A 20,536-nucleotide genomic window follows, 5' to 3' on the forward strand; every position below is an offset into this window, starting at 1 on the left:
GCGCTTGCGTCGGGCCGATATCCTCACGCCGCGATGACGACGACCTCCCGCTTCTCCTTTCAGCATCGTTCCTTGGTGCCCTTTGCCCATGATTACGCCCATGGCGATAGCGAGCCGTGGCATCAGCACGACTGCGTCCAGCTGCTGCATATCCTGAGCGGCGTGGTGCGGGTAGAGACGCCGGTGGGCTACTGGGTGGTCCCGCCGGGGCGCGGGGTGTGGCTGCCGGCGGGGACGCCCCACGCGCTGCGAATCACCGGCAAAGTCGCGGCGCGCACGCTGTTTATCGATCCTCTTGCCCGCGCCGATCTGCCGTCATCGTGCCAGATCGTGCAGATCTCCCCGCTGCTGCGCGAACTGATCGTCACCTCGCTGACGCTGGCGGAACGCTACGATCCCGGCAGCCGCGACGAGCGCGTCTATGAATTAATTCTTGATGAGATCCGCGGCATGACCGTACTGCCGTTTGGCCTGATCGAACCGCAAAGCGAGGCGCTGCGCCGGCTGTGCCAAAAGGTTCGCGAAACGCCGGGCGACGCCTGGAGCAGCCTCCAGGCGGCAAAAGAGAGCAATATGAGCGAGCGGACGCTCAGCCGCCACTTCCAGCAGCAAACCACGCTGACCTGGAGCGAATGGGTGCGCCGGGCGAAGCTGATGGAAGCGCTGGTGCGCCTGGCGCAGGGACAGTCGGTCCTGCGGGTGGCGCTGGACCTTGGCTACGGCAGCCACGGCGCCTTCAGCGCCATGTTCCGCCGGGTGATGGGGATGGCTCCCAGCGATTACTTCCGCTCGCCGGAGTGATGGCCGCCGCTGAGCGCATTGCACAGCGCCTGCAGCGAGGCGCGGGCGACATCGTTATCGATCCCGACTCCCCAGCGGCTGTCGCCATTCGGGAAAACGCAGCGGATATAGGCCACCGAACGGCTGTCGCTGCGCTCGCCGAGGGTATGCTCGTGATAATCCTTAATCACAAACTGTTGCTTAAGCAGCGCGCTCAGCCCGTTTGCCGCGGCAGAGAGCAGCCCGTTGCCGTGCCCCTGCAGCCTGCGGGTCTCACCGTAGGCCCTGAGCGTCGCCTGCAGCGAGAGCTGGCCGTCCTGCTGGCTGTCGCTTTTATAATCCAGCAGCGTCAGCGGCGGTACCGTCACCAGGCCGTAGCGCTCGCGGAACAGCTGCCACAGGGCGTTTTGCGTCATCTCCTTGCCGTGGCTATCGGTTTCGCGCTGCACGTGCAGGCTGAAATCCTGCTGCAGCATGCGCGGCAGCTTTAAGCCGTGATTCTGTTCAATCAACCACGCGCTGCCGCTCTTACCCGACTGGCTGTTGACGCGGATAACCGCCTCATAGCTGCAGCCGATATCCTGCGGGTCGACGGGCAGGTAGGGCATCTGCCAAACTTCGCCGGGCCGACGCGCGTCGAAGCCTTTCTTAATCGCATCCTGATGCGAGCCGGAAAAGGCGGTGTAGGCGAGGCTTCCGGCCCACGGATGACGCGGGTGAACCGGCAGCTGGTTGCAGTTCTCGACGATCTCAACGACCCGCTTCATCTCCGGGAAGGTGAGCTGAGGGTCGACGCCCTGGCTGTAGAGATTCATGGTGAGGGTGACCAGACAGACGTTGCCGGTGCGTTCGCCGTTACCAAACAGGCAGCCTTCAACGCGGTCGGCGCCGGCCATCACCGCCAGCTCGGCGCTGGCAACGCCGGTTCCGCGGTCATTATGCGGGTGGACGCTGATGCAGACGTCGGCGCGTCGTGAGAAGTGACGGCAAAAATACTCGATTTGATCGGCATAGACGTTGGGGGTATTGACCTCCACGGTAGCGGGCAGGTTGATGATCATCGGGCGTTCGGCGCAGGGCTGCCAGATTTCCGCCACCGCTTCGCAGATCTCCAGCGCAAACTCCGGTTCGGTAAAGCAGAAGGTTTCCGGCGAGTACTCGTACTGCCAGCGCGTTTGCGGCTGCCGTTCGCACTGCTCGCGGATCAGCCGGGTGGCGCGGGTCGCCAGCTCAACCACCTGCGCTTTTTCCATGCCGAAGACCAGCCGGCGGAAAAGCGGCGCGGTGGCGTTATACAGGTGTACGGTGGCGCTGTGGGCGTCGCGCAGCGCTTCGAAGGTGCGCAGGATTAAATCCTCCCGCGCCTGGGTCAGCACCTGAATGGTGACGTCCTCGGGGATACGCTGCTCCTCAATCAGCTGGCGAACGAAGTTGAAATCGGTCTGCGATGCGGACGGAAACGCGACTTCAATCTCTTTGAATCCGCACTCCAGCAGCAGGTTCCAGAACTGCAGCTTGCGCGCGCCGTCCATCGGCTCCGCCAGCGCCTGGTTGCCGTCGCGCAGGTCGGTAGAGAGCCAGCGCGGCGCGTGGGCGATCTGCCGGTCCGGCCAGCGGCGGTCGGGCAGGGATATGACCGGCGAGGGGCGATACTTTTGGTGAGGATTTTTCAGCATGATGAGCTCCTTGGGTTGGAGCTTTATCCTGCACGACAAGGGGAGCGGGGCGCTTTAGCGAAGTGGACAGAAACTAGCGCAAAGTGGACAGGCGGGCGTATTTCTCCGCCAATAAAAAAGGGATCCGCAGATCCCTTAGTATTAACGCTAGTGAGCCCCACCGCCGCCGCCGCCCGCGCTGAACGGAGGCTTGGCAAACCACACCAGGCTTAGCAGAAGGATAAAGATACCCGCCGAGACCCAGAATATTTCGTTGGCGGAAATAATCAGCCCCTGGTTGGTTATCTGCTGGGCTATCCAGCCGGACGCCTGCTGCTGGGTCATCCCCAGGCCCTGCAGCTGGTCATACATCTGCTGAGCGTTAGGGTTGTAGGGCGTGACCGACTCGGTGAGCTGCGCATGGTGCAGCGCCTCGCGGTTGGTCCACATGGTGGTGGTTATCGAGGTACCGATAGAGCCCGCCAGCGTACGGGTAAAGTTCGACAGGCTCGAAGCCGCCGCCAGCCTGTCCGGGGTCAGGCCGGAAAGGGTGATGGTGGTCAGCGGCATAAAGAAGCAGGCCACCGCGAAGCCCTGGATAAACTGCGGCCAGGCCGAGGCGCCGAAGTCCATCCCCGGTTCGAAGGTCCATGCGCGCCAGTAGAAGCACACCGCATACATAATAAAGCTGAAGGTCACCAGCCGACGCATATCGAGCTTATGGGCAAAGCGGCCGATAATCGGCGAGAGGATAACCGGGATCACCCCCACCGGCGCCGACGCCAGACCCGCCCAGGTCGCGGTGTAGCCGTAGACCTCCTGCAGCAGCTGCGGCAGCAGAACGATGGCGCCGAAGTAGAGCATATAGGCGAGGCTGATGCACAGACAGCCGATGGTGAAGTTTCGCGACTTAAATAGCGAAAGGTCGACTATCGGGTTGTCATCGGTAAGCTCCCAGACGATAAGGAAGCTGATGGCCACCACCGCCACCACCGTCAGGACGACAATCTCCGTGGAGGCGAACCAGTCCAGCTCCTTGCCGCGATCGAGCATCACCTGCAGGCTGCCGATACCAATCACCAGCAGCGCCAGCCCGACGCCGTCAATGCGCCGCTGCTCGGTGCGGGTTTCCCGACTGCGCAGGGTTTGCAGCGTCATGACCACCACGGCGATACCGATCGGGACGTTGATAAAGAATATCCAGCCCCAGTGGTAGTTGTCGCTGATATAGCCGCCGAGGATCGGCCCGCAGATTGGCGCCACGATAACCGTCATCGACCACAGCGCCAGGGCGATGGAGCGTTTTGCCGGCGGGTAGTTGCTGAGCAGCAGGCTCTGCGATAGCGGGATCAGCGGACCGGCGACGATCCCCTGAATCACGCGGAAGAAAATCAGCATCGTCAGGCTGTTGGACATGCCGCAGGCCCAGGAGGCGATGGCAAACGCCACCGTCGACCACAGGAACAGCTTCACTTCCCCCACGCGTTTTGCCAGCCAACCGGTTATCGGAATGGAGATGGCGTTGGCCACCCCAAACGAGGTAATCACCCAGGTGCCCTGGCTCAGGGATGAGCCAAGGTTACCGGCGATGGTTGGGATAGCCACGTTGGCGATAGTGGAGTCCAGCACCTGCATGAAGGTCGCAAGCGACAGCGCGATGGTCATGATGACCAGCTGCGCGCCCTCCAGCGGTTTTTGCTGTTGCATTACGCTCACCCCGAATTATCCGGCGTTAGCCTGGATGATGCCGTTGATCAGTTTGTTTACCGGGTCGAGCGCGATTTCACGGGCATTGCTTTCATACACCGGAGACTTGCGCGTCTCGTTCGCCAGCATCTCACCGTCGCGGTTGGTGGTATCCACCTCAACCAGCGTAGAGAGGCCAATACGCAGCGGGTGCGCCGCCAGCTGCTTCTCATTGAGCTCGATACGTACCGGCAGACGCTGGACGACTTTAATCCAGTTCCCGGTGGCGTTCTGCGCCGGCAGCAGGGAGAAGGCGCTGCCGGTCCCCATATCCAGCCCCACGACCTTACCGGTGTATTTCACCTCGTCGCCGTAGATATCGCTGATGACGGTAGCCGGCTGGCCGATGCGCATATGCGCCAGCTGGGTCTCTTTAAAGTTGGCGTCGACCCACAGATTAGTTGCCGGCACGACCGCCATCAGCGGAGTGGTCTGGCTTATCTGCGCGCCGGGCTGCACCGAACGGCGGGAAACGTAGCCGCTAATCGGGCTGACGATCTGCGTACGCTGCAGGGCCAGCCAGGCGTTACGGACGTCGGTGGCTGCCTGCAGAACGGCAGGCTGCTGCTCGAGAGGCGTCCCCAGAACGATGGCCTGGTTAGCGTTAAACTGCTGCACCGCCACGTCGAGCTCGGCCTGGGCGCTGGCGACGGTATCGCGAGCGTGCTGGAGCTCCTCGCGGCCAATCAGGTTAGCGGCGCCCAGAGGGATACGGCGGTTGAGGTCGGTTTGCGCCTGCGAGAGCGCGGTTTTTTTGACGTCGATGTTGGCCTGCAGCTGCTTACTGTTGATCATCGACTGGCGGGTTTGCCGCACGCTGGCGGCCAGCTGGGTTTGCGCTTTTTCAAACGCCTGCTGGGCATCGGTCTGATCGAGGGTGACCAGCGTATCGCCTTGCTGCACAAAATCGGTGTTGTCGGCCCAGACTTTCGTCACGCTGCCGGACACCTGGGCCATAATCTGCACCTGATTCCCTGCCACATACGCGTCATCGGTCTCTTCATAATGACGCAGTACCAAAAACCAATAAATCCCATATGCCACGGCAACAATAATAAAGAGCAATGTCAGCAGCAGAAGGGCGCCCTTGCGCTTCCCTTTCTTGCTGCCCGGTTGCTGCGGGATTTGGCTCTCCGCATTTGCGCTCATGTTATTCTCCACGATCTTATTATTTTACATCGGCTGGGCCGACCTGTTTATCAGAAAGGCCAGCAGAAGATCTGCTGGCCTGGTCTGTTTTTCCTTGTCAATTCAGAAAGATTTCGAGCGGTTCCGCGCCTAGCGCAGTGACTCCGCAAGCACACCGTCTTCTTCCATCTGGTCAAGACGACCAAGCAGTTTACGGGTGATGTGCTCGAGCTGATCTTTTTCGCTGGTGCTTAAAGAAGACCAGAGCTGATGCAGGCAGTTGTGCTGCGGAGGCAGAACCTCGCGCAAAAACTGATGACCTTTGTCGGTAAGCTGCAGATGCAGACAGCGGCGATCGTTATCGCTTTCACGGCGTTCAATCCAGCCGCGTTTTTCCAGCTCGTCGGCAATGCGCGTGGCGTTGGTGCGTGATGACCCCAGGGCGCAGCTCAGCTCAGAGGGCTGAATGCTGTGGTTTTCCTGAGATTCCAGGGTTATCAACGCCATAAATAATGTCTCGTTAATTCCCTGCGCTTTCAGCATTTTATTGCGATTTTCCAGTAGCTTACCTTGCATGTGCATGCAGAGGCGAGTTAACAGAATCTCCTGGAAAGGGAAATCTTCGTGACGGCTGGCGCGGAATTTGAGCATTTGCTCAATGGGAGTAAACGAACTATCCATTTGGGTATGACCTCATTAATTACAGCCGATATAATAACTATTGTGACAAATAAATCAAATGAATTATTGACTAAAATTGATACGTTAAACCTATAGCCAGAAGAGAAATCTCTTTGCCGGTTCGTAGGTTAGCGCACATGGGTGACGGGAGATAGAGAGGCGGCGGGAGCGAAGAAGATTTGCTGGAACAACAGCAAAGGAGGCGGTACCCGGGCAGGGCGCAGAAGGCACAGCCCGGGAACCTCCGGCGGCGTGATGCGCGCCGGAGCTGCATGGCAATCTGATGAGGGCAGATTATTTCTGCGCCGCCAGCGCCTCTTTCAGCCAGCCGTCAAACTGCTGCTGGTGGGCTTTAATCCAGCCGTCAACGTGGCCCTGGATATCCGCTTCTGAAGCGTGACCTTCGTGCATCATCGCGTTCTCGGCGTTAATGTCGGCAATCGGCAGCTTCATGATGCTGAACAGCTTCGCCGCCGCCGGGTTTTTCTCGGCCCAGGCTTTGTTTGCCACAATGTGCATGGTGCTCACCGGGAAGCCGTAGTTGGCGCCGTTAGCCAGTTTGGTATCGATGTTCTTCTGCACGCCCGGCAGGGAGGAGAACGGCACCTGCAGCCAGACCACATCTTTACCCGGCTTCAGCACGTCGCTGACCCAGTACGGCGTCCAGGTGTAATAAATCACCGGCTTGCCTTCTTTATAGCGGGCGATGGTATCGGCCATCATCGCGGCATAGTTACCCTGGTTGTGCACCACGGTGTTGCTCAGGCCATAGGCATCAATCTGATGGTTAATCACCGCTTCACAGCCCCAGCCCGGCGTACAGCCGGTGAGATCGGCCTTGCCATCGCCGTTGGTATCAAACAGTTTGGCGATTTTCGGGTCTTTCAGCTGATCGATGGATTTAATGTGATACTGCTCGGCGGTTTTCTTATCAATCAGGTAGCCCTGCGCCGCGCCGTTCACAAAAACGCCTTCGCGGTAGAAGCTCTTGTCACCGCCTGCCGCGGCGTACATGTCGTCATGCAGCGGCTGCCAGTTAACGGCGGTAAAGGTGGCGTCGCCGGAGGCGAGCGAGGTGTAGCCGACGTTATAGTCAACTTCACTCGGCTTATCGACGGTGTAGCCCAGCTTCTCCAGCGCGCGGCTGACCAGCAGGGTCTGGAAAGTCTCTTCGGTGATGGTGCTCTGAATCGGTTTGACGGTGATGCCTTTACCCGGCAGGTCGGCGGCAACGGCGCCGGTAGAAATGAGAGCGGTGAACGCTGTGGCAAGAATCGCTGTATGTCGCATCGTTGTTCCTCATAAATAAGAAAGGATGACTGCTGGCCCGGCAGGCGCAATGCCGCCGGGCAATGAGATGATTATTTACTGAAGGGACGGGTGATTAGCCCCAGCGGGCCGGTGGTGTACCAGCGGCGGCTGCCGCGGCTGCGCGAGTCGCGCCCAACGGCCTGGGTCAGGCGGTCAAGAATGATGGCGAGGATAACAATCCCGACGCCGCCCACGCTTGCGAGGCCCATATCAAGGCGGCCGATCCCGCGCAGTACCATCTGGCCGAGACCGCCGACGGCGATCATCGAGGCGATTACCACCATCGACAGCGCCAGCATCAGCGTCTGGTTGACCCCGGCCATAATGGTCGGCATCGCCAGCGGCAGCTGAACTTTAAACAGCAGCTGGCGCGGGCTGGCGCCGAAGGAGCGCGAGGCTTCAATCAGATCCGCCGGCACCTGGTTAATCCCCAGAATGGTCAGACGCACGATGGGCGGCAGGGCAAAGATAATGGTCACCACCACGCCTGGAACGTTACCGATCCCGAACAGCATAACGATGGGCACCAGGTAGACGAACGCCGGCGTGGTCTGCATGGCATCGAGCAGCGGACGAATAATTTTGGCCGCGCGCGGGCTCCGCGCCAGCCAGATCCCAAGCGGCAGGCCGATCAGCATACAGAACAGCAGGGCGGTCAGCACCAGCGCCAGGGTGACCATCGCCTGCGACCAGGCGCCGATAGCGCCGATAGCCACCAGCGAGATCAGCGTGGCGACGCCCATGCCGACGCTGGAGATCTGCCAGGCGATCAGGGCGAATATCACAATCGCCACCGGCGCGGGCATCCCTAACAGCAGCTGCTGGAAGGCGCTGAGTATATAGTCAACCGGCACGCGGATCCCCTGGAACAGCGGACGGAAGTGCATCACTATCCAGTCGATACCGTGCGTCACCCAGCTGTCCAGCGGGATCAGCGTTTTATGGAACGGATCCATAATGTTGAAATGTTCCGGCTGCGGCGCCGGGGCGCTGGTCAGCCAGTCTGCACCGCCGCCGTCGGCAGGTGCGGCGGCCGGAGTGCCCCAGGCATCGGCAGATTGTGCGGCGCTATCCGCCGCCGGTGCGGTATCCCACGGGTTAGATTGATCAGCCATTGTTTGCCCCCTCGCGATCTAAAGCCTGCAGCAGCATTCGTTTAGAAATGATGCCGATATACTGTTGCCCTTCATCCACAACCGGCACCGCGCACGGTGCCTGGCCTACGTGGGAGAGCAGGTCGCTAAGCGACGTTTGCGCATCCACCGCCAACGGGGAGTCGAGTAACGCCGCGTCAATTCCCTGACCTTCGCTCAGCGCGGATTTCAGCGAATCAATGGAGACAATGCCGACAAACTTATTACCGCGCTCAATTACATAACCATATTCGCGGTCTTCATCCTGGAGTAATTTCAGCGCCGAACGGGGGCCAAAGCCCGGCGTTTTACGAATTAAGCCAACCGGGCTACGGCGGGCAATATCTTTGGCGCTGAATACCTGGCTAATATCGACGCCGCGGAAGAAGGTTTTCACATAATCATTGGCCGGATTATTGAGGATTTCATCGGGAGTACCGACCTGAATAACCTCGCCATTTTGCATGATGGCAATCCGGTCGCCGATGCGCATGGCTTCATCAAGATCGTGGGAAATAAAGACCACGGTGCGCTGATGTTTGGCCTGTAATTTGGTCAGCTCATCCTGCATTTCGGTGCGAATTAAGGGATCGAGGGCCGAGAAGGCTTCATCCATTAACAGGATATCGGGGTTAATCGCCAGCGCGCGGGCAAGCCCGACGCGTTGACGCATCCCGCCGGAGAGTTCATCCGGATAAGCGTGTGCGTAGTTTTCCAGACCGACCTGGCGCAGCGCCTCCAGCGCTTTCTCCTGGCGCTGCTGGGTGGAAAGACCCGCCAGCTCCATGCCAAAGGCGGCATTGTCCAGCACGGTCATGTGCGGCATGAGCGCAAATGATTGAAAAACCATTGCGATCTTTTTTCTGCGCACCTCGCGCAGCTCGGATTCTGAGATTTTGGCGATATCCACGCCGTCAATCAGCACCTGTCCGCGGGTGGGTTCAATCAGGCGATTGAGAAGGCGAACCATGGTGGATTTTCCCGAACCGGAAAGCCCCATGATGACGAATATCTCGCCTTCTTCAATGGTCAGACTGGCATCTTTGACGCCAAGTGAAAGCCCCGTTTTTTCCAGCAGTTGTTCTTTGGTAAATCCTTTTTCAATATATTTGAACGCTCGCTGTGGATGCTCGCCAAATATCTTATAGAGATTCTTAATTTCTAATTTAATTACCATGCAATAGAAAGTTTCCCGTTATTTGTATTATGTCGATATGGTACCTGGTGGAGATAATTACCTTTTTACACCCTAACATACTCAGATTCTGTGACAACCCTCAATGTCCACGAATGGCCGATATGGCGCGGGGCCAATGCCGGCGCACTCCCCGTGATATAAGGGCTGAGCGTTGATTGCGCAGCGGTAATATTTTTAACATTCACCGGGTAATTATTGCCAAAACTGTGGGGTTTGGGATGAATATGACAGGCAGATTTCGCGAGAATAGCAGAACGGATAATGGTGTGATGAATAGAAATAATGTGAAATAGATCACCAGGAATTGAGTGAATATATTCCTGGTGAAAGTAAGGTTAAAAGTCCCAGTCGGCGTCGGCGGTCTCTTCCGTTTTACCCATCACGTAGGACGATCCTGAGCCGGAGAAAAAGTCGTGGTTTTCATCGGCGTTCGGCGAGAGCGCGGCGAGGATCGCCGGATTGACCGCGGCCATTTCCGCCGGGAACAGCGCCTCATAGCCCAGGTTCATCAGCGCCTTGTTGGCGTTGTAGCACAGGAAGGCCGTGACCTCCTCAGCCCAGCCGCTGTCGGCGTACAGCTGCTGGGTATAGGCCAGCTCGTTATCGTAGAGATCCATCAGCAGGTCGAGGGCGAAATTCTTCAGCTCCTCCCGCTTTTCGGCGCTGACTTTTTCCAGCCCCTTTTGATATTTGTAGCCGATGTAATAGCCGTGCACCGCCTCGTCGCGGATGATCAGGCGAATCAGGTCGGCGGTGTTGGTCAACTTGCCGCGGCTGGAGAAGTACATCGGCAGCCAGAATCCGGAATAGAAGAGGAAGGATTCGAGGAAGACGCTGGCGATTTTCTTCTTCAGCGGCTCGTCCGCCCGGTAATACTCCAGCATCAGCTCGGCTTTGCGCTGAAGCGGGGCGTTCTCTTCACTCCAGGCGTAGGCAGCATCGACGTCTTTGGTCTGGCACAGGGTGGAGAAAATCGAGCTGTAGGAGCGGGCGTGCACCGCCTCCATAAAGCTGATATTCGACATCACCGCCTCCTCATGCGGAGTGAGGGCGTCGTTCATCAGCGCCGGCGCGCCGGCGGTGTTCTGAATGGTATCGAGCAGCGTCAGGCCGGTGAAAACGCGGATGGTCAGCTGCTGCTCCATCGGGCTGAGGGCCTGCCACGCGGGGATATCGTTGGACAGCGGCACCTTCTCCGGCAGCCAGAAGTTGCTGGTCAGGCGGTTCCACACCTCCAGGTCCTTGTCGTCCTGAATCTTATTCCAGTTAATGGCGCTAATGCGCGATAGATGGGTCATCGGGTTCTCCTTACAGCGCGCAGGACACGCAGCCCTCAATTTCGGTACCTTCCAGCGCCAGCTGGCGCAGGCGGATGTAGTAGAGCGTCTTAATGCCTTTTTTCCACGCGTAAATCTGCGCCCGGTTGATATCGCGGGTGGTGGCGGTATCGGGGAAAAAGAGCGTTAAAGAGAGCCCCTGATCGACATGTCGCGTGGCCTCGGCGTAGGTGTCGATAATTTTTTGCGGGCCAATCTCATAGGCGTCCTGGTACAGGGCCAGGTTGTCGTTGGTCATAAACGGCGCCGGATAGTAAACCCGCCCGGTCTTGCCCTCTTTGCGGATCTCTATCTTCGAGACGATCGGATGGATGCTCGACGTCGCGTGGTTGATATAGGAGATCGAGCCGGTGGGCGGCACCGCCTGCAGGTTGCGGTTATAGATCCCGTAACGCATCACGTCCTCGCGCAGCTGCTGCCACATTTGGCGGTCGGGCAGGGCGATACCGGCGCGGGCAAACAGCTCGCGGACTTTCGCCGTTTTCGGCTGCCAGTCGCCCTGCAGATACTGCTGGAAATAGTCGCCGCTGGCGTAGCGCGAGCGGGAGAAGCCGGCGAAACGCTCGCCGCGCTCGCGCGCCATCAGCATCGAGGTGCGCAGCGCATGCCAGGTCACGGTGTAAAAATAGAGGTTGGTGAAATCCAGCCCCTCCGGGCTGCCGTAGGCGATGCCTTCCCGCGCCAGATAGCCATGCAGATTCATCTGCCCCAGCCCGATGGCGTGAGAAGCCGCGTTACCCGCCGCCACCGAAGGTACCGAGCGAATGTCGCTCATATCGGACACCGCCGTCAGGCCGCGAATGGCGACTTCAACCGTGCGCGCAAAGTCGGGCGAATCCATGGTATGGGCAATATTTAACGAGCCGAGATTGCAGGAGATATCCTGGCCGACGCTGGCGTAATCGAGGTTTTCGTCAAAGGTCGAGGGGGTGTTGACCTGCAAAATTTCCGAGCACAGGTTGCTCATGTTGACCCGCCCGGCAATCGGGTTGGCGCGGTTGACGGTGTCTTCAAACATGATGTACGGGTAGCCGGATTCAAACTGAATCTCCGCCAGCCGCTGGAACAGATCGCGGGCGCGGATCCAGCGCTTGCTGACCCGCTCGTCGGCGACCAGCTGCGGGTACATCTCGCTGACGGCGATATCGCCAAACGCCTTACCGTACAGCCGCTCGACGTCGTAGGGCGAGAACAGCGCCATCTGCGCGTCGTCTTTCGCCAGCTGGAAGGTGACGTCCGGGATAACGACGCCGAGCGACAGGGTTTTGATGCGGATTTTCTCATCGGCGTTTTCGCGCTTGGTGTCGAGGAAGCGCAGGATATCCGGATGATGCGCATGCAGATAGACCGCCCCGGCTCCCTGGCGTGCGCCGAGCTGGTTGGCGTAGGAGAAGGCGTCTTCCAGCATTTTCATCACCGGGATCACCCCCGAGGACTGGTTCTCGATGCGCTTAATCGGCGCGCCGGCCTCGCGAAGGTTCGACAGCAGGAACGCCACGCCGCCGCCGCGTTTGGAGAGCTGCAGCGCCGAGTTAACCGCCCGGCCAATCGACTCCATGTTGTCTTCGATGCGCAGCAGGAAGCAGGAAACCAGCTCCCCGCGCTGCTGCTTGCCGGCGTTAAGGAAGGTCGGGGTCGCTGGCTGAAAGCGTCCGCTCAGGATCTCATCGGCCAGCTGGCGGGCCAGGGTTTCGTCGCCCTGCGCCAGGCTTAGGGCCACCATGCAGGTACGATCGGCGAAGTGCTCAAGGTAGCGTTTGCCGTCAAAGGTTTTCAGCGCATAGCTGGTGTAGAACTTCCAGGCGCCGAGAAAGGTCTGGAAGCGGAAACGGTAGCCGTGGGCCTGCTCAAACAGCGCGAGGACGAAACGGTGGTCGTAGCGGGCCAGCACGTCGGCGTCGTAATAGCCTTCGGCAACCAGCCACGCCAGCCTGTCGCTCTGCGTGGCGAAGCCGACGGTGTTGGCCTCGACGTGGGTCGCCATAAAGGCGTCCACCGCCTGGCGGTCCTTTTCAAACGGGATCCGCCCGCTGCTGTCGTACAGATTCAGCATGGCGTTGAGGGCGTGGAAATCCGGCGCCTCTGCGGTTAGACGTTCTGCGGTTGTTGTTGCCAAAATTCGCTTACTCCTTTGCGTACGTTAGCGACATCGTGTGGGGTACCCATCAGCTCAAAGCGATAGAGGTTCGGCACGCTGCATTTCTGCGCGACAACGTCGCCGGCCCGGCCGTAGGCGTCACCGAAGTTGCGGTTGCCTGCGGCGATGACGCCACGAATGAACTGACGATTGTGGGGATCGTTTAAAAAGCGGATCGCCTGGCGCGGCACGGCGCCTGCGGTACCGCCGCCGCCGTAGCTGGGGACGATGAGAATATAGGGTTCGTCTACCTGGATCCGCTCCCGCTCGTTAAGCGGAATGCGCACCGCGGGCAGCCCCAGACGCTGGACGAACCGATGCGTATTTTCGGAGCTGCTGGAGAAGTAGACGATGAGGCTCATGCGCTGGCCGCCGCGACGGGACGCAGGCGATTAATCATATCCGGACGGAAGCCGGACCAGCGGGTCTCGCCGGCAATCACCACCGGCAGCTGGCGAAATCCCTGCTCGCGCAGCATCTCTGCGGCGTCGGGATGCTGCTCGATGTTGACCATCTCGAAGGCAAACCCGCGGCTCTCCATGGCGCGCTTTGTTGCATGGCACTGAACGCAGTCATTTTTAGTGTAAATAGTAATGCGCATGATTCGTATTTCCATTTAAGATAACAGAACGGCGCCAAAAAGCGCAGCGGTTGGTATCGGTTAACTGTTCAGGAAATACTAGATGTAGTTGTCAAAAAGTTCAACCACGCAATATATAGCGTTTTTAAATAAGGATGACCCCCGCGGAGCGATCCTGCGAGGGCGGGGGAGGGCGGGCGTAAACCTACAGGCGCATGCTGACGGCAAGACGGTTAAAGGCGTTCATCAGGCTGATGGCGAAGGTTAAATCGCTTATCTGACGCGGGCTAAAATGATCCAGCAGCGGCAGATAAACGTCATCTTCAGCATGGCTGCTGGCGATGTGGGTTACCGACTCCGCCCACGCCAGCGCCGCGCGCTCTGCGGCATCAAAGTGGGCGCTTACCCGCCAGCCGGCCAGCGCGTCGAGGCGGCCCTGGGCGACGCCGGATTTTCTCAGCGCTTTACTGTGCATCTCGAGGCAGAAGGCGCAGCCGTTAATCTGCGAAACGCGCAGGTAAACCAGCTCCAGCAGCGTGCCGTCGAGCTCGCTTTTTTCCAGCGCAACTTTCGCCTGTACCAGCGCGTTATAGACTTCCGGACTCAGTTCGTTATAGGGCTGACGCAGTGTGTTCATTTTTCTCTCCACATGAAGAGCTATCCCTTAGGCTGCACGGGGTCCCGGGCTGACGTCAACGGCGACGTCGGGTGAGATAGTCTCTAAGACGGCAGTCAAAATAGCACTATAATGGACTGCAAAAGATAGCCATATTTTAATGGAAAAAGCAGACCATGATGGAAGCCAAAAAAGCGCCGCACTATCAGCGTATCGCCCGGCAGCTGAAATCCGCCATTGAGCGCGGCGAGCTGCCGCCGGGCAGCCGCCTGCCCGCCAGCCGGGTCTACGCTCAGGAGCTCGGCGTATCGCGGGCGACGGTGGAAAACGCCTGGGGTGAGCTGGTGGCTCAGGGATGGCTTGAGCGGCGCGGCCAGGCGGGAACCTTCGTCAGCGAGCGCCTCAGCCCGCAGCAGGCGGCGCCGACGCGCCTGGCGGCCGGCAGCGAGCCGGCCGTGCCCCTGCCGTTTAAAATGGGCCTGCCGGCGCTGGATCTTTTCCCGCGCGGCCTGTGGGCGCGGGTGATGGGCCGACGCCTGCGCACGCAAACCCGTTTCGATCTGGCGCCGGGAGAGCCCTGCGGTGAACCGATCCTTCGCCGGGCGATTGTCGATTATCTCCGCCTCTCGCGCAGCATTGAGTGCCAGCCGGAGCAGGTGCTGGTAACCGGCAGCTATGCCGCATCGATGACGCTGATCCTGCGCACTCTGGCACGGCCCGGGCAGACGATGTGGATGGAAGACCCCGGCTTTCCGCTGATCCGTCCGGTGGTCACGGGGCAAGGCGTGGTCATTAATCCGGTCCCGGTCGATGATGAAGGAATGGATGTGGCGCACGCGCTGCGCTGCTTTCCAAAGGCGCACTTCGCGCTGCTGACGCCCGCTCACCAAAGCCCGACCGGCGTTGCGCTCTCGCTTGAGAGGCGCAGGCAGCTGCTGGCCTGGGCGGCGCAAAACGCCGGCTGGATTATCGAAGATGATTACGATAGCGAATTTCGCTATCGGGGAAAGCCGCTGCCGCCGCTGAAAAGCCTCGATGCCCCGCAGCGCGTGATTTACTGCGGAACGTTCAGCAAATCACTCTTTCCCGCGCTGCGCGCCGCCTGGCTGGTGGTTCCCCCGCCGCAGGTTGACGCATTTCGTCGTCAGGCGGAGCTGATGAGCTGCAGCGTTCCGACGCTGTGGCAGCAGACGCTGGCCGATTTTATTCAGGAAGGTCATTTCTGGCGCCATCTGAAAAAAATGCGCGCCAGCTACGCCCTGCGCCGTCAGTGGCTGGAGTCGGCGCTGGCGGCCGCCGGCTTTGCGGTGATTCCGCAGCTGGGCGGCATTCAGCTGGTTATTGCGACGCGCGATGACGACCGGCTGCTGGCGCGGCGGGCAAGAGAGGCGGGGCTGGACGTTCAGGCGCTGAGCGACTGGCGGATGCAGAGCCGCGGTGAGGGAGGGCTGCTGGTGAGTTTTACCAATCTGACCTCCCCGGAGATGGCCGCTGACCTCGTGCGTCAGCTCAGGCAGGCTATCGGCGGGAAATAAAAAACCCCTGCATACCGACGGCATACAGGGGTTGACGCGTATTTGTTATCTTCGTCTTACGTTTATATTATCGACGTAAATTCAGCAATACGCCAATAAATAGCCCAACGGCGGCGGCGGCGCCGACGCTCTGCCAGGGTTTGTCACGCACGTAGGTATCGGCGCAGCCGGCGGCGTCACGGGCGGCCTGCTGTACGCGGTTGTTACCGTTAATGCGCGCGCGGGTCTCTTTCAGCAATGCCTGCGCCTTTTTGCGCGCAGCGTCCGCTTCGTCTTTTGCATCGCTGCCCCACGATTTCAGCACTTCTTCCAGCGTATCCGCTAATTGGCTGACATCGTTATGAATATCCTCAGCGCTTTCATCTACATTGTTGCGATTCACACGGTTGGCCATTGATTTCTCCCTTAATATCATCGATACCCGCCATACTTAAGGTTGTGCCTACGCTGCTGTCGTATTGCAACCAGAATTATTTAGGGTAGAGCCATTAAGTGTAGGACAAGATTTTGAATTATGCTTTAAATCGTGGTTTCTGGAATTTTCCGAAAGCCCTGCCAATCAAGAATAAGGTAAGGTAAATGTGCGGTAAAAGATAACGAGGAATGAGTATGTATTTAAGACCCGATGAGGTGGCGCGTGTTCTTGAAAAAGCCGGCTTCACCATGGATGTTGTGACGCAAAAAGCGTACGGCTATCGCCGTGGCGATAATTATGTTTATGTGAACCGCGAAGCGCGCATGGGGCGTACCGCTTTAATTATTCATCCGGCGCTGAAAGAGCGCAGCAATACGCTGGCGGACCCCGCTTCGGATATCAAGACCTGCGATCATTACGAGCAGTTCCCGCTCTATTTAGCCGGTGATGCGCAGCAGCATTATGGTATTCCACACGGATTCAGCTCTCGTATTGCGCTTGAGCGCTTTCTGAGTGGCTTATTTGGCGAAGCGCAGCCGACGATGTCCCATAGTTAACCGGCGGATTTCCGTATTAACGTGCGGGCAAATTACCGCTGAGGGATGATAACAAGGAAGTGGATACAGTGAGCGACTGGCGCGGGCCAGTCGCTGGTTGGTCACCGGCTCAGGCCTTGGCCTGGCGGTAGGCGCTGACGCGGAACAGACGGCGGCAGTAATCAAGAAAGTAGCCATACGCCGCGCCCATCAGCATTGAAACGACGATATTCGAACTCACCGCCGCGGCAATCTGATGCCAGTCGGCACCCACGACAAACAGAATCGCGACGTACACCGGCGACTGGAAGGTCACATAGGCGACAACGTCGGCAACATTCTTCATCCAGCCTGAAGGGCTGATATGGCGTGCCAGGCGCATCGCGCGGTCGCGGTAAAAACCGTAGGGCACCGCAATAATAATGTTTACCGGAATCGCCACCAGACGTGAAGATAACGACTGCTCAAAAGTCATTCCGGAGAGGAAAATCTCGATCATCATGTTTACGACGGTGCAGTACACGACCATCGCAAAGGTGTCTGCTACCGCATGACGCAAGCGGGACTGCGCAGAGAACATCGGTATGCTCCTCGAAAATAAAGTCTGTTACGCCAAAAAATGCGCGCTGTTATAGCGTTTTTGGGCTGCCTGTAATGATGCGAGTAGGTTATATCTCTGGCTTGAAGGTGGCAACTAGCTGCAAATTTTTATTTAATGGCTTTTTGTCTATAAAATACTCTGTGGAAGGCTGTTCGCTGAGCGTTTCGTTAGTTTTATGCTGGTTATTGTTTTTGTTGTTAATTATCAATAGTTTAATATTGTTGTGGTTGTGTTGCGAAAAAGATAATGCCGATGGGGTAGCCCTTAGTCAGCGCGATCTTCGCAGAGAAGCGTGATGCTCATCACTTTTAGATTTATTTGGCTATTTCTGGCGCATAACTCAGCATAAGATGCTGTTGTGAACGTTTTTTTTCATTCGTCATTAATGAATGCTTATGCAGGCCCCGGCCGACGCAGCGCGCTTCGCCCATGGCGATATTATGCTAAGGCTTTGCGCATCCCCACTATATACGCATGACGGAGCAGGCGCGCGGCTCAGGGATATTCCTGTTGCGCATCGTCGCGCCCTGAAGAGTAATTTCTGCGGGCGGTTTTCCGTTACGCTAATCTGAATAACTCGCAGCGACTGGTGCTATATTGAACCCAGCCCGTAAAAGCCTGCCGCCTGGGTTGTGTATAAATGAATTCACAACGGGATTATCTTTCTATATTTATACGGGGATATTAAAGGTGGTAATAAATAATCTCAGCTATTAAGATGGTCACGTAATTTTGTTTTATTGGTTATCCGGAGTTTTTTGAAAATTTATGTCTTTAATGTTACAGAAACTGAATAATATCCGCTCGCTGCGGACCATCACGCGTGAATTCTCCATTGACGCTCTTGACGATATGCTGGAAAAACTCAGGATCGTCACTGAAGAAAAACGTACCCAGCAGCAGGCTGAGCATGCGCAGAAAGCTGAATATCAGGAAAAAATTAGCACCTGGCTGGAGCTGATGATAGCCGATGGCATTACGCCTGATGAGCTGCTGGGCCAGAAGACATCGCCGGGAACGAAAGCGCGGCGGCCGCGTCCGGCAAAATATCGTTTTATCGATTTTAACGGTCTGGAAAAAACCTGGACGGGCCAGGGCCGCATGCCGAAGCCGATCGCCCGGGCCATCTCTGCGGGTAAAACCCTCGAGAGCTTCCTGATTTAATATTTATCCCCGCAGCGACAGGCTCTCTGCGCCAGGGGAAATAACGGTGGGGTGGCCCACCGTAAATATCAGCAAACGCCGAAATCGCCGTCTTCGGTATAGGGCGTAACGTCGATCGCTTTGAGAGTAAATTTCTCGCCCTGCTCGTTGCTGGCCTGCACGGCGACAATTTGATCGTCGTTGACGGCCACCACTTTAAGCTTTGGACCGCCCGTTCGCGGCTGTACCAGATCGCCAGGTGAATACATTATCTCTCTCCTCTGCATGAATAATCCGACGCCTCATCCTGCTACCTGCCATGACCCTGCGTCGCGATTGCGGATATTAACCATAGCTCAGCCGAACGGCAGGAGACAACTGACCTGAGGGAGTAGATATCAGCGTCGGTTCCACGGCATCACCGCCAGCAGCCGCGCCATACCGCAAAAGCCGGTGATACCGGCGAAGGTCAGCCCGGCACCGACCAACGCGCTCAGCAGGAAAAAGCCGCTGCTGAAGCCGTATCCCAGCACCACGCCGAGAAGTATTAGCCCGCCGGCGGCGATCTGCACCTGACGCATCAGCGGCAGCGGCTGCGATTTATCTTCTGTGACCGGCAGGCCCGCCGCTTTCCAGGCCTGGATGCCGCCGGCCAGCAGCCTGACCTGCGCCGGAGCGGCGGCCGCCAGCAGGCGAATGGCGTTATTTTGCGTCCGCGAGCCGGCCTGGCAGTGGAAAATAATCGTCTCATCGGCGGTGGTGTGCAGCGTCGCGCCGCCGTTCAGGGCGCTGAGCGGGACCAGCTCGGCGTTGGCAATGTGCTCGCGGGCATACTCATCGGCGTCGCGGATATCAATTAATCTGGCGCCCCGGGCGATTTGCGTCCGGGCTTCTTCTGGAGAAAGGGCGGTGATAGTCATGACGGCTCCTTAAGGGCAATAGATGGCCTTCAGCGTGGCGATAATCTGCTGGACGGCGGGATCGGTGATGAAGTAATGGATGCGCTGCGCCTCGCGCCTGCTGTCGATGAGGCCTTCGTCGCGCATACGCGCCAGATGCTGTGAGGTGGCGGAGGGGCTCAGGCCGGTGATCCGCGCCAGCTCGCCGGCGCTGGCGTGCGGTGCGTCGCAAAGCATGCACAGAATCATCAGCCTGTTGGGGTTGCTCATTGCTTTTAACAGGGCCGCGGCTTCCCCGGCGCTGACCTGCAGCTGCTGTGGTGTGTTCATCTCTTTACTTTAGCATGCTCTAAGTTTAGGTAATGCTAAAGTATATGCCCGCGATGCGCCAGCAAAATCAGAATAATTTCCCGACGGTGGTTAAGCGTAACTTAAGCCCCGGTGGTGATAATGACGACAATATTACCGTGATGAGCTATCCCATGAACTTTTTGGAAATCGTAAACCAGCGTATCTTTTTAGCGCTCAATGCTGCGCCGGGAACCTCGGCCAGCATTTTGTCGCTGGCAGACTTCTTAGCCAACGGGGTTATTTTTGTCGTCCCGGTCATTCTGCTGTGTCAGTGGTTTCTCGGTGGCCGCGGCGGCGGCCACAGGCAGGCGCTGTTTTGCACGCTGAGTATTGTGGCAGCGCTGACGATCGGCGCGCTCTGCGGCTCGCTGTGGTTCCACCCGCGACCGTTTATGATCCCGCTTGGCCATACCTGGATCGATCATCCGGCGGATAACTCCTTCCCAAGCGATCACGGCAGCGTGATGTTCAGCGCGGCGTTTGCGCTGCTCTCGCTGCGCTTACGGGCGCTCGGGTTGGCCGTCCTGCTGATGGCGCTGTCCGTCGCCTGGGCGCGGATTTTCCTCGGCGTGCACTTTCCGCTGGATATGGTGGGCTCCGTGCTGGTCTCCGCTGCGGGCGTTTACGTGGCGAGAGCGGTCTGGCAGGTCTGCGGTTTGCGGCTGGTGCAGATTTGTGAGGCCGTCGATCGCAAAGTATTCGGCTGGCTGCTGGCACGCTTCAGGTCGTAGCGGCGGCGGGGCGCGAGGCCCCG

At 58.4% G+C, this 20,536-nt stretch carries 22 protein-coding genes; 5 read left to right on the plus strand and 17 right to left on the minus strand.

The features are described from left to right. Window positions 1-33: 33 nt before the first annotated feature. Window positions 34-801: an AraC family transcriptional regulator gene (locus tag HCK03_RS05690; RefSeq protein ID WP_167691256.1), complete on the plus strand. Its 768-nt coding sequence runs from the start codon at window positions 34-36 to the stop codon at window positions 799-801. Here HCK03_RS05690 and leuA read toward each other — a convergent pair. The 12 genes from leuA to HCK03_RS05760 form a co-directional block, all read right to left on the minus strand. Beyond that, window positions 780-2,456: a 2-isopropylmalate synthase gene (gene leuA, locus HCK03_RS05695; RefSeq protein WP_167691257.1), complete on the minus strand. Its 1,677-nt coding sequence runs from the start codon at window positions 2,454-2,456 to the stop codon at window positions 780-782. The two genes, HCK03_RS05690 and leuA, sit on opposite strands and share 22 nt — an antisense overlap. Window positions 2,457-2,603: 147 nt before the next feature. Then, entirely contained in the window at window positions 2,604-4,142 is a 1,539-nt protein-coding gene (emrB, locus tag HCK03_RS05700) for a multidrug efflux MFS transporter permease subunit EmrB (RefSeq protein ID WP_143966572.1), read from the minus strand. Between the two features lie 15 nt (window positions 4,143-4,157). Then, entirely contained in the window at window positions 4,158-5,330 is a 1,173-nt protein-coding gene (gene emrA, locus HCK03_RS05705) for a multidrug efflux MFS transporter periplasmic adaptor subunit EmrA (RefSeq protein ID WP_167691258.1), read from the minus strand. A gap of 129 nt (window positions 5,331-5,459) precedes the next feature. After that, entirely contained in the window at window positions 5,460-5,990 is a 531-nt protein-coding gene (gene mprA / locus HCK03_RS05715; protein WP_041146855.1) for a transcriptional repressor MprA, read from the minus strand. A 294-nt stretch (window positions 5,991-6,284) separates the two neighbouring features. Continuing rightward, the gene (gene proX, locus HCK03_RS05725; protein ID WP_041146854.1) at window positions 6,285-7,280 is read right to left on the minus strand and encodes a glycine betaine/L-proline ABC transporter substrate-binding protein ProX; all 996 of its coding nucleotides are present in this window, start codon (window positions 7,278-7,280) and stop codon (window positions 6,285-6,287) included. 71 nt (window positions 7,281-7,351) lie between these two features. Further along, window positions 7,352-8,416, minus strand: a complete 1,065-nt coding sequence (proW, locus tag HCK03_RS05730) for a glycine betaine/L-proline ABC transporter permease ProW (RefSeq protein ID WP_076946065.1) — start codon at window positions 8,414-8,416, stop codon at window positions 7,352-7,354. Next, complete coding sequence (gene proV / locus HCK03_RS05735) at window positions 8,409-9,611, minus strand: glycine betaine/L-proline ABC transporter ATP-binding protein ProV (protein WP_167691259.1); 1,203 nt, start codon at window positions 9,609-9,611, stop codon at window positions 8,409-8,411. Before proV ends, proW begins: the two co-directional genes overlap by 8 nt. A 356-nt stretch (window positions 9,612-9,967) precedes the next feature. Next, the gene (gene nrdF / locus HCK03_RS05740) at window positions 9,968-10,930 is read right to left on the minus strand and encodes a class 1b ribonucleoside-diphosphate reductase subunit beta (protein ID WP_041146851.1); all 963 of its coding nucleotides are present in this window, start codon (window positions 10,928-10,930) and stop codon (window positions 9,968-9,970) included. Window positions 10,931-10,940: 10 nt separating this feature from the next. After that, a complete protein-coding gene (gene nrdE / locus HCK03_RS05745; protein ID WP_167691260.1) occupies window positions 10,941-13,085 on the minus strand; it encodes a class 1b ribonucleoside-diphosphate reductase subunit alpha in 2,145 nt (714 codons plus the stop codon). After that, complete coding sequence (nrdI, locus tag HCK03_RS05750; protein WP_167691261.1) at window positions 13,058-13,468, minus strand: class Ib ribonucleoside-diphosphate reductase assembly flavoprotein NrdI; 411 nt, start codon at window positions 13,466-13,468, stop codon at window positions 13,058-13,060. The genes nrdE and nrdI overlap by 28 nt, the downstream gene beginning before the upstream one ends. Then, window positions 13,465-13,707 carry a glutaredoxin-like protein NrdH gene (nrdH, locus tag HCK03_RS05755; protein ID WP_041146848.1) on the minus strand — a complete coding sequence of 81 codons (243 nt, stop codon included), beginning with the start codon at window positions 13,705-13,707 and terminating at the stop codon, window positions 13,465-13,467. The genes nrdI and nrdH overlap by 4 nt, the downstream gene beginning before the upstream one ends. A gap of 184 nt (window positions 13,708-13,891) precedes the next feature. Continuing rightward, window positions 13,892-14,323, minus strand: a complete 432-nt coding sequence (locus HCK03_RS05760) for a carboxymuconolactone decarboxylase family protein (protein WP_041146847.1) — start codon at window positions 14,321-14,323, stop codon at window positions 13,892-13,894. Window positions 14,324-14,481: 158 nt separating this feature from the next. On the opposite strand from HCK03_RS05760, the gene pdxR reads away from it, so the two are divergent. Further along, window positions 14,482-15,837 carry a MocR-like pyridoxine biosynthesis transcription factor PdxR gene (pdxR, locus tag HCK03_RS05765; RefSeq protein WP_167692395.1) on the plus strand — a complete coding sequence of 452 codons (1,356 nt, stop codon included), beginning with the start codon at window positions 14,482-14,484 and terminating at the stop codon, window positions 15,835-15,837. 67 nt (window positions 15,838-15,904) lie between these two features. Here the strand turns inward: pdxR and HCK03_RS05770 are convergent, their stop codons facing one another. Continuing rightward, a complete protein-coding gene (locus HCK03_RS05770; RefSeq protein WP_041146846.1) occupies window positions 15,905-16,231 on the minus strand; it encodes a DUF883 family protein in 327 nt (108 codons plus the stop codon). Window positions 16,232-16,446: 215 nt separating this feature from the next. On the opposite strand from HCK03_RS05770, the gene HCK03_RS05775 reads away from it, so the two are divergent. Beyond that, a complete protein-coding gene (locus HCK03_RS05775; protein ID WP_041146845.1) occupies window positions 16,447-16,809 on the plus strand; it encodes a DUF2002 family protein in 363 nt (120 codons plus the stop codon). A gap of 109 nt (window positions 16,810-16,918) precedes the next feature. On the opposite strand, the gene alaE is transcribed toward HCK03_RS05775, so the two are convergent. Beyond that, the gene (gene alaE, locus HCK03_RS05780) at window positions 16,919-17,368 is read right to left on the minus strand and encodes an L-alanine exporter AlaE (protein ID WP_041146844.1); all 450 of its coding nucleotides are present in this window, start codon (window positions 17,366-17,368) and stop codon (window positions 16,919-16,921) included. 789 nt (window positions 17,369-18,157) lie between these two features. Here alaE and stpA point away from each other — a divergent pair. Next, a complete protein-coding gene (stpA, locus tag HCK03_RS05785; RefSeq protein ID WP_167691262.1) occupies window positions 18,158-18,553 on the plus strand; it encodes a DNA-binding protein StpA in 396 nt (131 codons plus the stop codon). A 68-nt stretch (window positions 18,554-18,621) separates the two neighbouring features. On the opposite strand, the gene HCK03_RS05790 is transcribed toward stpA, so the two are convergent. From HCK03_RS05790 to HCK03_RS05800, 3 genes are all read right to left on the minus strand, one after another. Then, window positions 18,622-18,801: a hypothetical protein gene (locus HCK03_RS05790; RefSeq protein WP_041146842.1), complete on the minus strand. Its 180-nt coding sequence runs from the start codon at window positions 18,799-18,801 to the stop codon at window positions 18,622-18,624. Between the two features lie 129 nt (window positions 18,802-18,930). Continuing rightward, window positions 18,931-19,452, minus strand: a complete 522-nt coding sequence (locus tag HCK03_RS05795; RefSeq protein WP_115192073.1) for a rhodanese family protein — start codon at window positions 19,450-19,452, stop codon at window positions 18,931-18,933. Window positions 19,453-19,461: 9 nt separating this feature from the next. Beyond that, complete coding sequence (locus tag HCK03_RS05800) at window positions 19,462-19,761, minus strand: ArsR/SmtB family transcription factor (protein ID WP_041146840.1); 300 nt, start codon at window positions 19,759-19,761, stop codon at window positions 19,462-19,464. A 152-nt stretch (window positions 19,762-19,913) separates the two neighbouring features. On the opposite strand from HCK03_RS05800, the gene HCK03_RS05805 reads away from it, so the two are divergent. Continuing rightward, entirely contained in the window at window positions 19,914-20,513 is a 600-nt protein-coding gene (locus HCK03_RS05805) for an undecaprenyl-diphosphatase (protein ID WP_167692396.1), read from the plus strand. Window positions 20,514-20,536 lie beyond the last annotated feature (23 nt).

This window comes from Klebsiella terrigena (genome assembly GCF_012029655.1).
Classification (GTDB): domain Bacteria; phylum Pseudomonadota; class Gammaproteobacteria; order Enterobacterales; family Enterobacteriaceae; genus Klebsiella; species Klebsiella terrigena.

Bases quoted from the DNA above. Each gene is read 5' to 3' on its own strand.
- HCK03_RS05775 (WP_041146845.1), top strand. From the start codon at position 16,447: ATGTATTTAAGACCCGATGAGGTGGCGCGTGTTCTTGAAAAAGCCGGC.
- nrdI (WP_167691261.1), bottom strand. From the start codon at position 13,468: ATGAGCCTCATCGTCTACTTCTCCAGCAGCTCCGAAAATACGCATCGG.
- HCK03_RS05760 (WP_041146847.1), bottom strand. From the start codon at position 14,323: ATGAACACACTGCGTCAGCCCTATAACGAACTGAGTCCGGAAGTCTAT.
- leuA (WP_167691257.1), bottom strand. From the start codon at position 2,456: ATGCTGAAAAATCCTCACCAAAAGTATCGCCCCTCGCCGGTCATATCC.
- nrdH (WP_041146848.1), bottom strand. From the start codon at position 13,707: ATGCGCATTACTATTTACACTAAAAATGACTGCGTTCAGTGCCATGCA.
- pdxR (WP_167692395.1), top strand. From the start codon at position 14,482: ATGGAAGCCAAAAAAGCGCCGCACTATCAGCGTATCGCCCGGCAGCTG.
- HCK03_RS05770 (WP_041146846.1), bottom strand. From the start codon at position 16,231: ATGGCCAACCGTGTGAATCGCAACAATGTAGATGAAAGCGCTGAGGAT.
- mprA (WP_041146855.1), bottom strand. From the start codon at position 5,990: ATGGATAGTTCGTTTACTCCCATTGAGCAAATGCTCAAATTCCGCGCC.
- emrA (WP_167691258.1), bottom strand. From the start codon at position 5,330: ATGAGCGCAAATGCGGAGAGCCAAATCCCGCAGCAACCGGGCAGCAAG.
- HCK03_RS05805 (WP_167692396.1), top strand. From the start codon at position 19,914: ATGAACTTTTTGGAAATCGTAAACCAGCGTATCTTTTTAGCGCTCAAT.
- nrdF (WP_041146851.1), bottom strand. From the start codon at position 10,930: ATGACCCATCTATCGCGCATTAGCGCCATTAACTGGAATAAGATTCAG.
- HCK03_RS05795 (WP_115192073.1), bottom strand. From the start codon at position 19,452: ATGACTATCACCGCCCTTTCTCCAGAAGAAGCCCGGACGCAAATCGCC.
- HCK03_RS05790 (WP_041146842.1), bottom strand. From the start codon at position 18,801: ATGTATTCACCTGGCGATCTGGTACAGCCGCGAACGGGCGGTCCAAAG.
- proW (WP_076946065.1), bottom strand. From the start codon at position 8,416: ATGGCTGATCAATCTAACCCGTGGGATACCGCACCGGCGGCGGATAGC.
- stpA (WP_167691262.1), top strand. From the start codon at position 18,158: ATGTCTTTAATGTTACAGAAACTGAATAATATCCGCTCGCTGCGGACC.
- HCK03_RS05800 (WP_041146840.1), bottom strand. From the start codon at position 19,761: ATGAACACACCACAGCAGCTGCAGGTCAGCGCCGGGGAAGCCGCGGCC.
- emrB (WP_143966572.1), bottom strand. From the start codon at position 4,142: ATGCAACAGCAAAAACCGCTGGAGGGCGCGCAGCTGGTCATCATGACC.
- proX (WP_041146854.1), bottom strand. From the start codon at position 7,280: ATGCGACATACAGCGATTCTTGCCACAGCGTTCACCGCTCTCATTTCT.
- HCK03_RS05690 (WP_167691256.1), top strand. From the start codon at position 34: ATGACGACGACCTCCCGCTTCTCCTTTCAGCATCGTTCCTTGGTGCCC.
- proV (WP_167691259.1), bottom strand. From the start codon at position 9,611: ATGGTAATTAAATTAGAAATTAAGAATCTCTATAAGATATTTGGCGAG.
- alaE (WP_041146844.1), bottom strand. From the start codon at position 17,368: ATGTTCTCTGCGCAGTCCCGCTTGCGTCATGCGGTAGCAGACACCTTT.